The 9,807-nt window shown below is 55.0% G+C and carries 11 protein-coding genes; 6 read left to right on the forward strand and 5 right to left on the reverse strand.

Going from position 1 to position 9,807, the window contains the following annotated elements; all coding sequences use genetic code 11:
- The first annotated feature begins 390 nt into the window (after positions 1–390).
- Positions 391–735 carry a hypothetical protein gene (locus tag AC2FLX_RS08655; protein WP_480750766.1) on the forward strand — a complete coding sequence of 115 codons (345 nt, stop codon included), beginning with the start codon at positions 391–393 and terminating at the stop codon, positions 733–735.
- Complete coding sequence (locus AC2FLX_RS08660) at positions 699–1,088, forward strand: hypothetical protein (protein WP_496807179.1); 390 nt, start codon at positions 699–701, stop codon at positions 1,086–1,088. Before AC2FLX_RS08655 ends, AC2FLX_RS08660 begins: the two co-directional genes overlap by 37 nt.
- A 289-nt stretch (positions 1,089–1,377) precedes the next feature.
- On the opposite strand, the gene AC2FLX_RS08665 is transcribed toward AC2FLX_RS08660, so the two are convergent.
- From AC2FLX_RS08665 to ubiT, 4 genes are read right to left on the reverse strand one after another with little or no spacing between them, the layout of a single operon-like run.
- Positions 1,378–2,619, reverse strand: a complete 1,242-nt coding sequence (locus AC2FLX_RS08665; RefSeq protein ID WP_496810542.1) for an NnrS family protein — start codon at positions 2,617–2,619, stop codon at positions 1,378–1,380.
- Positions 2,616–3,524: a ubiquinone anaerobic biosynthesis protein UbiV gene (gene ubiV, locus AC2FLX_RS08670; protein ID WP_480750763.1), complete on the reverse strand. Its 909-nt coding sequence runs from the start codon at positions 3,522–3,524 to the stop codon at positions 2,616–2,618. The genes AC2FLX_RS08665 and ubiV overlap by 4 nt, the downstream gene beginning before the upstream one ends.
- Positions 3,525–3,528: 4 nt before the next feature.
- The gene (gene ubiU, locus AC2FLX_RS08675) at positions 3,529–4,506 is read right to left on the reverse strand and encodes a ubiquinone anaerobic biosynthesis protein UbiU (protein WP_496810559.1); all 978 of its coding nucleotides are present in this window, start codon (positions 4,504–4,506) and stop codon (positions 3,529–3,531) included.
- Complete coding sequence (gene ubiT / locus AC2FLX_RS08680; RefSeq protein WP_496875409.1) at positions 4,506–5,048, reverse strand: ubiquinone anaerobic biosynthesis accessory factor UbiT; 543 nt, start codon at positions 5,046–5,048, stop codon at positions 4,506–4,508. The genes ubiU and ubiT overlap by 1 nt, the downstream gene beginning before the upstream one ends.
- 127 nt (positions 5,049–5,175) lie before the next feature.
- Between ubiT and AC2FLX_RS08685 the strand changes: the two genes are divergently transcribed.
- Both AC2FLX_RS08685 and AC2FLX_RS08690 read left to right on the forward strand, forming a co-directional pair.
- Entirely contained in the window at positions 5,176–6,684 is a 1,509-nt protein-coding gene (locus tag AC2FLX_RS08685; RefSeq protein WP_496810558.1) for a UbiD family decarboxylase, read from the forward strand.
- Complete coding sequence (locus tag AC2FLX_RS08690) at positions 6,681–7,274, forward strand: UbiX family flavin prenyltransferase (protein WP_480750762.1); 594 nt, start codon at positions 6,681–6,683, stop codon at positions 7,272–7,274. The genes AC2FLX_RS08685 and AC2FLX_RS08690 overlap by 4 nt, the downstream gene beginning before the upstream one ends.
- Positions 7,275–7,352: 78 nt before the next feature.
- On the opposite strand, the gene AC2FLX_RS08695 is transcribed toward AC2FLX_RS08690, so the two are convergent.
- Positions 7,353–7,952 (reverse strand): GntR family transcriptional regulator, encoded by a 600-nt coding sequence (locus AC2FLX_RS08695; protein ID WP_480750761.1) that lies wholly within the window; start codon positions 7,950–7,952, stop codon positions 7,353–7,355.
- A 2-nt stretch (positions 7,953–7,954) separates the two neighbouring features.
- On the opposite strand from AC2FLX_RS08695, the gene AC2FLX_RS08700 reads away from it, so the two are divergent.
- Positions 7,955–9,100: a class II glutamine amidotransferase domain-containing protein gene (locus AC2FLX_RS08700; RefSeq protein ID WP_480750760.1), complete on the forward strand. Its 1,146-nt coding sequence runs from the start codon at positions 7,955–7,957 to the stop codon at positions 9,098–9,100.
- On the forward strand, positions 9,097–9,807 hold a 711-nt coding region (locus AC2FLX_RS08705), incomplete at its 3' end, for a GltB/FmdC/FwdC-like GXGXG domain-containing protein (protein WP_480750759.1). The genes AC2FLX_RS08700 and AC2FLX_RS08705, both read left to right, overlap by 4 nt.

Raw genomic sequence — 9,807 nt, forward strand, 5'->3', positions numbered from 1 at the left:
TGCGACAATCCAGTTCTCAGCCAAACCGACCAAGGTCTGAGAAGGTTGTTCTTCGGTCAGGACCAGAGTCGGAGATCGAGGCAGAAATGGTCCGAAGCAGACCAATTCGAGGATAACACGGGACAAAAGTCTGATTTCCTAGAATTCAATACATGCTCAAATTGCCAGAGAGACGGCTATACCCGTCGGTTTTCGCACTGGCAGAAGGAGAAAGACGGATGAAACAGGCGACGAAATTGGCTTTGACCACAGCCCTATCAGCAACACTGGCAGCAATTCCATTGACCATAACCACTAACGAGCGCGGGTTTGTAACCTTATCCGTGCCAGTAGCATGGGCGAAGGATGGTGAGAGCGGCGGAAACAGTGGCCCCGGTGGTGGAGGGGATAGTGACGGAGGAAGCAGTGGATCTGGCAGCGGCGGCGACGACAGTGACGGCGGGAATAGCGGGCCTGGCAGCGGCGGCGACGACAGTGACGGCGGGAATAGCGGGCCTGGCGGCGGCGGTGACGATAGTGACGGCGGGAATAGTGGATCTGGCGGCGGCGGCGACGACAGTGACGGCGGGAATAGCGGATCTGGCAGCGGCGACGATGATAACAGTGGGCCTGGAAACAGTGACGATGATGATCGCGACAGCCGAAGCTCGCGAGATGATGATGACGACGATGGACGTCGCGGAAGGAAGGGCCGAGGATTGGACGATGACCCGAATCATCATGGGCGCGAAGTGACTTTTGCGGATGGATCGAAGATCGAAATCGAAAATGGCCGGTTCGAACGGAAGAACGCGCTTGGTCGCACGGTCGAAGAACGCCCTGCGACGCCCCAGGATTTTGAGAATTTGGCGAATGCTCGCAGTACACAGGCGACGGCGCCCAGAGGAGCTGCCAGCCGAGCAAAAGGTGGCGGCACGGTAGCCAGTTTCGAGATCAGCGGACGGAATATTGAAGTCAACTATGTGGATGGGTGGAAAGAAGAAATCGAGAATGGGCAGTATGAGTTGAAAGACGCCAACAACAACACTGTGGTTGAACGGACAGCAACACGGCAGGACAGAAGCCGGTTGTTTGGTGCGTTCGAATAGCTTTCATAATTTGTGAAGTTGGTAAAAGTGCCTGGAAAACGGGTCGGTAACCGGTTTCTATATGGACAGACTAGAGGACCTGATCGCGTAGTTGGTCAGGTCCTTTGGCAAGTATCTGGTTGCACCAGTTTTGGCGCCCTTTCTCGAACTAGAACATGAAATCCAAAATACGTAGAGCAAGAACAAGAAGCATGGTTTTCGCTTCCTGCCTGCGAAACACCGCCGAAAGGTGCGCAGTTGCCGTGCCCAACGGATCGGACCGTCAATGAGATTGTCAGGTTCTAGTGCATCAAACCGAACCGCCCATTTCGGGCAGAGTTTTCAAACGTTTTCCACTCAGGACTGGCCGAGGTGGTGGGCCTTTCAACGCGTGTCGGAAGTCAAAAAGAAACAACATCCACCCTAGGCACCAGAAACACGCAGCCCAAAAGAGAAAGTTACTGGAAGATGGCAAGACCAGCACAGAGGCTCTTGTAATGGTGGCAAGCCAAATCAGGGCGACTGCGGCAATAAATACTCGGCTGGCCTTCAGATTGCCGTCTCCGATATGGGACGAAGCTCGGCCCGAAATGGCCATGATAAGTCCCGCCATCGCGCCCATCGTCAAAATGTGCAGCGCGGTGGTTTTGTCCAAAGGCCATTCGAATGCTTTAATAGAACCCATCACTGCCAAGCCAAGTGGAAGAAACAAAAAAGACCCATGCAAGGCGACTAGGAGCGGGTTCCCGAGGACTCTGTGGGTTTGCCACTTACGCATGGACACCAGGATCAAGAGTGAGGCAACCATAAGAGCAACGCCCTCAGCACGCTCTCGCTCGACTAGGAAGAATGCGAATGCGATTAGCAGGAAGGCAATGCTGGCGTATCTGTTTCGGGTGCCTTCGAACACGGTGACACATTCGCACGATCGCGACATCAGCCAGTTTCGGGTAAAGGCGGGTATTGCTGTACTGCCGATGTTCAGGATCATCAACGCAAACAACAAAATCATAACATGCAGTACCGACGAGCTGGTCGCGAAATTACCCCATGAGGCGCCAGCTAAAAGGGCGCCGTCCAATCCGGACATGGCAAGCACCGCGATGCAGTAGAAAGATCTTCGGTAGGCCTTCGCGGTCACAATGCCTTGGAAAAGTAGGCCTGCCAGTACAAGAAAATACCCTGAATTCGCGATGACAACGAACAATGATGGCAGCCAATCTGCGGTTGCCATTGTGAATCGTGCCAATACCCAAAGACCAACCAGTAATTTCAGACGCCACCCGCAAATCGGATCGGCGCCGGTCCACGAGGGCAAGGCGGTGAGCAAATATCCACCTGTGGCGGCTCCTGCAAATCCAAAGATTAGTTCGTGAGCGTGCCAAAGCGAAGGGGATGGAAAGACCGGCGCGGGAATGCCAATCAAGGGGCCAAGCGGCCACCACATTACCGACAGGAGCGCTGCGAGTATGGCCGCGAGAAACAGCGGTCGGTAAGGGGCGGCTAAAACCTGAGCAAATAGAGTATCCGAACCGCCGTAGTGAGAATTCATACCGCGTTAATATCGGCACCGGACCAACTCAAACCGGTATCGCCTGTAAGGAAACCGTCGCTAAATCTGATACCAGGGTTTTGCGCCGAAATCTCCTCCGTAAGGCCCACGGCCGATGTCTCACCTTCCAGCAAACGACGATACCCCTTGCACAAATTGGTGAAACCCTTCGATTGTGGAGATAGGCGCAGCGCAGAGACCGCGCAGTCTGCCAATAGCCCAATCTGGTTGGCAGCACAGGCATATGTCTCGGACAGGGTCTGCACTCCGTTCATAGCCAGAAACGGTTGATCGTCCAATGTTCGAACCTGCAGGCCATCGGGGTCATCTTCGCAGGCATATTGGCAATTGTCTTTAATCCGCCCATGCAAGCGCGCATGATAGCATCGACCAGACATGGCCAAGGGTATGCGCCCATGCCCCCAGATTTCGATCGCAACACCGAGTTCCTGAGCCTTGTCCGTCAAGCGCCGCACCGAGTTCAGAGGCAGTTCAGGCGGCAGGCAGATGCGGGTTGCACCGCGCTTGGCGAGCCATGACAGCGTACCCTCGTTATAAACATTGATCAAAGGACCGACATGAAAGTCGACGCCTTTCGGCAGGTAAGCCAGCGCAGTCAGGTCATTGACCTCGACAGCCGCGCCCAATTCGGCTAGCTCGGCAGTCAATTTCCGTTCACGTTTTAATGTCACAAGCGCAAGGCTGGTGAGTACCACCTGTTTCCCCGCTTCTGCTAACGTGGTCATCGCTGCCGGGATCTGGTCTTGGTAGAATGGCAACCGTTTAGAGCACACGAGTTCACCCAGAACGACCCTGTCCACAGGTGCCGTTGCAAGATCAGAATAGAATTTGGTCCAGTCCTCTGTGGGCCAAAAGAACTGATTTGGACCAACCGTGAGTTCCATGGCGTCACCTCCATGTTTTTTTATAGGCGCCAGTAGTCATGGCCTGGCCTTCTGACAGGCTTGCCAACATGCCGACAGGCAGCGGCCTGCCTTGTTCGAGCGCGTCGACGGCAGCGCGGAAGTTTCGAACGACCTGGGCCACGTATGAGCGAGAGCGTTGGCGACCCTCGATTTTTAGGGCCGTGACGCCCGCCTTTTTCAACTGGGGAATTAGTTGTTCGGCATTCAAGCTGACCGGGTCTTCGAAAAGATGGCCTTTTTTTTCGCCTGCGCTGAAGCACCCTTTGCACAATGTCGGGTAAGGGGCCGGTTCACCCCTGCCTGCCCGGTGGATGGTAAAACCACCAAGACGTGCATCCAAAACGCCGTTCTCTTCGATGTACTCAACATGGCTGGCTGGTGAACAAACCCCGTTCATGTTGGGCGATTTTCCGGTCGCGTAAGAAGACAAGGAGCACCGGCCTTCGGCCATCACGCAGAGCCCGCCAAAGACGAATACTTCGGTTTCGACGTCAATTTCTGAATTTATCGCGGCAATTTCGGGTACGGAAAGGACGCGCGGTAGAACAACCCGTCTCACTCCGAACTCACTGGCATAGAAGTTGATTATGTCGGCGTTGGCAGCGGCCGCCTGAACCGAGAGGTGACGGCGCAATTGAGGAAAATTAGCGGCCGCGTAGTCCAACAGGCCTGGATCGGCCAGGATCACGGCATCGGCACCTGCCGTTCCGGCGTCTAACACAGCGCGGTGCCAGGTGCTTTCTGCCCCTGCACGCGGATAAGTGTTGATTGCGACCAGAACTTTTGCTCCATGCGCATGTGCAAAGGACACGCCTTCACGCATTTCTTCTCGACTGAAATTCAGGCCGGGGAAATTCCGGGCGTTGGTTTCATCTGCAAAGCCGCAATAAACGGTGTGTGCTCCGGCCTTAACGGCTGCACGCAACGCGGCCGGTGTTCCTGCGGGGCATACGATTTCCATTACCACGATAAATTCTCCTCGGGTCGCGAGAGAAACAAACCCGTCCTACGTTCGGTCAGTGCAATCAGACGCAGAAGTGGAGTTGAAAATGGCCCTGAAAAACGCGCGCATTCCTGTGCTAGATCCAGTTCTTCTTCATCTATCGCATTGCGCAAAGCCAATGCGGCTGCCGTGTCGCCTTCGATCGTCAAGTCTCTGGAAAAAAACAGCGCGTCACCGTCGTATGCGCCATGGACAAGGCCTAGAAGTGCTGCAAGTGGCCCTGAAATTCGAGCGTCGCCATTGCACCTATTGTGCAAGACACGCACTCGCGGTTTGCCGCCATTTGGTTCCATCAGAATACAGATAGGCAGATCAGTGGGGTCCAGGACAAACCGCGACGAAACGTGTTCGCCCAAACGCCGGAACATGCCCGGGTGACGCTTTGCCAAGGCACGGGTATAGCTGGTCAGGGACAGCGATAGCGGGCCAAGGGGTATGACCCTTAGCGCCCGTCCCAATGCCGGTGGAAACCGTGGGATGATCGGGGAGGGCTGAGGCAATGAGTGGTCCTTTCCTGCCGTGTTTGCACCTGTCCTAGTTTGATTGTGCCTCGCGTAATTTGACTGATGTCAATTCAGCTTGTGAATTCCTCTGATAGCTCGCGATCATCCGCAAAGGAGTTCCGCCATACGCGACCTGCCCCCATTTCCTGACCTGCGATCCTTTCTCGGCTGGTGCGCTGAGGCCGGGCAGTTTCAAACGGTGTCAGAGCCGGTTCCTATCCGCCATCGGATGACGGCGGTGCATCGCGTTGTTTTAGAGCAAGGCGGCCCGGTGTTGCAGTTCAATCACCCGGAATGCTCCGACAGTAGTCTTGGAGGGATGCCTGTTGTAACCAATCTGTTTGGCACGACTGAACGGGTCGCTGCGGGGCTTGGCATGCTAGAGGATAACCTGCCCAAGCTGGGAGAATTTCTTGCGGCGTTGCGCTTTCCTTCGCCACCCTCCGGCGCACGTGACGCGCTCTCGCGTTGGCCGATGCTCAATGCTGCGCTGTCAACCAGACCGAAATTCCTATCGTCTGCACCCGTTCAGGGCATTGTTCGTGAGGGTGACGAAGTCGATTTGAACGTCATTCCTGTACAGACTCATTGGCCGGGTGATGCTGGCCCGCTGATTACCTGGCCAGTTGTGTTGACTCGTCCATTCGGAACGAAACCTGAAGATATTTCGCGTTACAACGCGGGAATCTACAGGGTTCAGGTATTGGATGAGAACCGGCTGATCATGCGCTGGTTGCCCCACAGGGGTGGCGCGGCGCATCATCGGACATGGGTACTTCAAGATGAACCAATGCCTGTTGCCATTGCCCTAGGGGCCTGCCCGGCACTTTTGCTTTCAGCGGCGCTGCCGTTACCAGAGACGGTCTCGGAACTGAGTTTTTCCGGTGTGCTTGGTGGAGTTCGGCCTCGATTTGCCTCCGCAAAAACTGTTCCTCTGATGGTTCCGGCCGAGGCGGAAATCGTATTGGAAGGTTGGATTTCGCCCGCGGAGACGGCGCCAGAAGGACCCTTCGGGGATCATACCGGATACTACAACGCTGCCGAACCATTCCCGGTAATGCGGGTGACGGGAATGACCAGCCGAAAAGAACCTCTGTATTTGTCCACCTATACGGGGAGACCACCAGACGAACCTGCGATTATCGGAGAGGTTTTCAATACACTTGCCTTGCCAACGATCCGCGCGCAAATCCCGGAAATCCGTGACCTTTGGTTGCCACCTGCTGCCTGCTCCTATCGCATGGCGGTGGTGAGTATAGATAAGCGTTATCCCGGACAGGCACGTCGGGTTTTGATGTCGCTATGGGGAATGCTGCCACAATTCAGCTATACCAAGATAATTGTTGTCGTTGACTCGGACATCGATCCGTCAAACTGGGACGATATTGCCTGGGCATTGGCCACACGGATGGACCCCGCACGGGACGTGATGATCATTGATGGGACGCCCATGGACTATCTCGATTTTGCCTCGCCCAAAGCCGGTTTGGCCGGAAAAATGGGCATCGATGCGACGAAGAAAATCGATAGTGAAACCACCCGTGAGTGGGGAGAAGTTATGAGAACCGATCCGGAAGATGCGGCCTTTGCAGCCGATTTCGTGAGACGTGCTCTACCGGGGCTCATTCCATGATGCCCAGGCGCGTTGTTCTTGGGATTTCCGGGGCGTCAGGCGCCGCACTGGGTCTGTCGGTCGTCCGACAATTGGCAATACTTGGCGCCGAAACCGACCTGGTGATCAGTGCGGCTGCGGAACGCACGATTGAGCTAGAATGCGGGCAGGCGGCATTTGAAGAAGCCTGCAAGATTGCAACACGAGTCCATGACATAAACGATGTTGGTGCTAGCATCGCTTCGGGGTCGGTTCCGGTATCGGGCATGATCGTCGCACCATGTTCCATGCGAACACTGGCGGCGATAGCGAACGGATTGGACGACAATCTGCTGACCCGCGCGGCCGGAGTGCAGCTCAAAGAACGGCGGCGCTTGGTTTTGTTGGCACGCGAGGCGCCTCTGATTTTGACCCATCTACGTAACATGACCACAGCGGTGGAGCTGGGAGCAACGATATTCCCGCCCGTTCCCGCATTTTACCTGCAACCTGAATCGGTCGCCGCCATCATCGATCAAATTGCAGCACGCGCCATAGATCACCTTGGAATAACGGTTCCAATGGCGCGTCAGTGGGCCCCCGAAAAGACCACTCTTTCTGGCCTTTCCTAGTTTTTGCAGTTCCCATGTCAGGTGCGTTGTAAGCCATTGTGGTCTGACAAAATTGGACAAGAGGCTGGTTCATCAACGTCAGGCGTTGGTTTGGGATTCCGACAAACCCTCAATCTGCAGGTCGAATCCGGCTTGAATATGCGCGGTGAATGCCTCCAGTGCTTCGGTTGGGTTACCAGTTTCGATAGCTTCTACGAGATTCAGGTGGTCACCAAGGGACTTGGAAATATCGACGTTCTCGATTGCCGAAAACAGGTGAAATGCCATCGCTTTTCCCCAAATCATATCGAACATGTCGAGAAGGAATTTATTGTCAGCCTCCACCATGAAGGCCCGGTGAATGCGTCTGTTTGCAATGAAGTAATCCCGTGTGGTTGGGTCTTCGAGGTCTTCTTCGATGCGAATGAGGGCGCGCAGCCCGTCCAGGGTTTTGGCCGAAGCATTGACCGCAAGGATACGTGCGGCTTGCCCTTCGATGGCTGCACGGGCCTGATAAAGTTGCTTGACTTCATTGTGGTCCATTTGCGCGAGGCGAAACCCACCGCTAGCGACGACTTCCAGTACGCCTTCGGTCTCCAACCGCATTAACGCCTCGCGGACCGGAGTTCGGCTGATATTCAATTCTGCGGCCAGTTTCTCCTGCACCAGTCGGTCTTCTGTCGATATCTCGCGGCTCATGATTGCTTCTACGAGTTGGTCGTAAACTTCATCCGCCAGCCGTCTGCGCTGCGTTTTTATTTGTTTTAGTGCCACTCAGTGCCTCGCTTTCTTCATTGCTGAATCCTGTATTCAATAATGCAGGCGATGCCAAGCCGAATAGGGTTGATATTGCTCGTGTACTGTATACAGTATACAAAGCAAAACGAACAGGGAGTTCTTTTATGTGTGGAATCGCTGGCAGGATTCTTGCTGCTCCGGGCCAAGTCGGGGCCGATCTTGTCGCCTTGATGGATGCGCAGGAGCATCGTGGTGCCGACAGCACTGGCTTCGCTATTTACGGGGTGCCGCGAGACACCGGATACGTGCTGAGAGGTATGGGTTTTGACAAATCGCTGCAGGGATCTGACCTCGATGAATTCGAGGCAGTTTTGAAGGCAAATGGGTCCGGCTTCCTGTCCGAGCCAAAGATCGTGACGGACGCCAACAGACACTATTGCTTTCGTATGGAAATATCCGAACCGGTCAACTTGCAGGCTTGGGTTTCGGATGCGGACACACTGACCAACCGCATCGAAATTCAATCCTGCGGTCGCAGTCTGGAAATAGTTAAAGACATCGGAGGCGCCGAAGCTGTTGCGGATAAACACGGAGTTCGCGACATGATCGGTACGCACGGATTGGGGCATGCACGTCTTGCCACGGAAAGCTCTGTGCTGCCAAATGCATCGCATCCGTTTTGGGCGCGGCCATTTTCGGATGTGGCGATCGTCCACAATGGGCAGATCACGGACTATTTTTTGTGGCGCAACCGCCTGACCCGTGCCGGGTATCGCTTTCTGACTGAAAATGACAGCGAATTGATAGCCGTTTGGGTCAGTGATCAGATGAAAGCCGGTTTGACGATGGAGCAGGCACTGAAAAAGTCTATCAACTCGATCGATGGTGTTTTTACTTATATGATTGCCACACCATATGGGATCGGGTTTGCCAAGGATCGCTTTGCCATGAAGCCGCTCGTCGTTGTCAACCAAAACGGCGAGTTGGCGGCCGCCACCGAAGAACAAGCCGTGCGCCGCGTTGTTTCCGAAGAATGTGATGTCATCAATTATGACGGCCCTTCACTAACGGGCATCTGGGGTGTCGGAAACCGGAGTATGGCGGCATGAGCGAAACGGCAACGCTTACCGACGAAATCGTCATTGAAGTTGGGGACCGCCCAATCCGGGAAATCAACCGGGAGATAATGGCGGCTTGCAGTCTCGGTCAACCGATCCGTGTGACGAACACCCTTTCACGGCACAATCTTGGTATTGGCCTGCCTGACAATGTCGACATCGCATTCGAAGGTTCCGTCGGCTACTATTGTGGTGGCTTGAACACCGGTGCCAAGATTGCCATCGAAAGAAACTGCGGCTGGGCCGTGGGTGAAGGGATGGCCAAGGGTCACATCACCGTTGGTGGTTATGCAGGCATGTCCTGCGGTGCTGCCATGATTGGCGGCACGATTCACGTCAAGGGCAACGCAGGGCCACGTGTTGGCGTTGCCATGAAAGGCGGAAACATCGTGGTCGAGGGGAAGATCGGCTATCAATCCGGCTTCATGGCACATGCGGGTAAAATCATCGCGCTAGGCGGCGCGGGCGCGTCCTGCGCGGACGCCTTGTGGCAAGGAGAGGTTTGGGTCGCGGGTGAGGTCGAAAGCACTGGTGTGGACGTCAAAATCATCGACCCAACCGCAGAGGAAGTGGCAGAAGTAGACGCCATTCTGCGACCGCTAGGGCTGACTGACAGTTCTCGAAACTGGCGAAAAATGGTTTCAGGTCAGCGCCTTTGGTATTTTGAAAGCAGGGACGCAAGCGCATGGCTCATGATC

The organism is Ruegeria sp. YKSF57 (assembly GCF_059612585.1).

What these genes read in the sequence shown, in the direction of transcription:
- AC2FLX_RS08690 (WP_480750762.1), top strand. Translation starts at nt 6,681, where the DNA reads ATGATGCCCAGGCGCGTTGTTCTTGGGATTTCCGGGGCGTCAGGCGCC.
- ubiU (WP_496810559.1), bottom strand. Translation starts at nt 4,506, where the DNA reads ATGGAAATCGTATGCCCCGCAGGAACACCGGCCGCGTTGCGTGCAGCC.
- AC2FLX_RS08695 (WP_480750761.1), bottom strand. Translation starts at nt 7,952, where the DNA reads ATGAGCCGCGAGATATCGACAGAAGACCGACTGGTGCAGGAGAAACTG.
- AC2FLX_RS08665 (WP_496810542.1), bottom strand. Translation starts at nt 2,619, where the DNA reads ATGAATTCTCACTACGGCGGTTCGGATACTCTATTTGCTCAGGTTTTA.
- ubiV (WP_480750763.1), bottom strand. Translation starts at nt 3,524, where the DNA reads ATGGAACTCACGGTTGGTCCAAATCAGTTCTTTTGGCCCACAGAGGAC.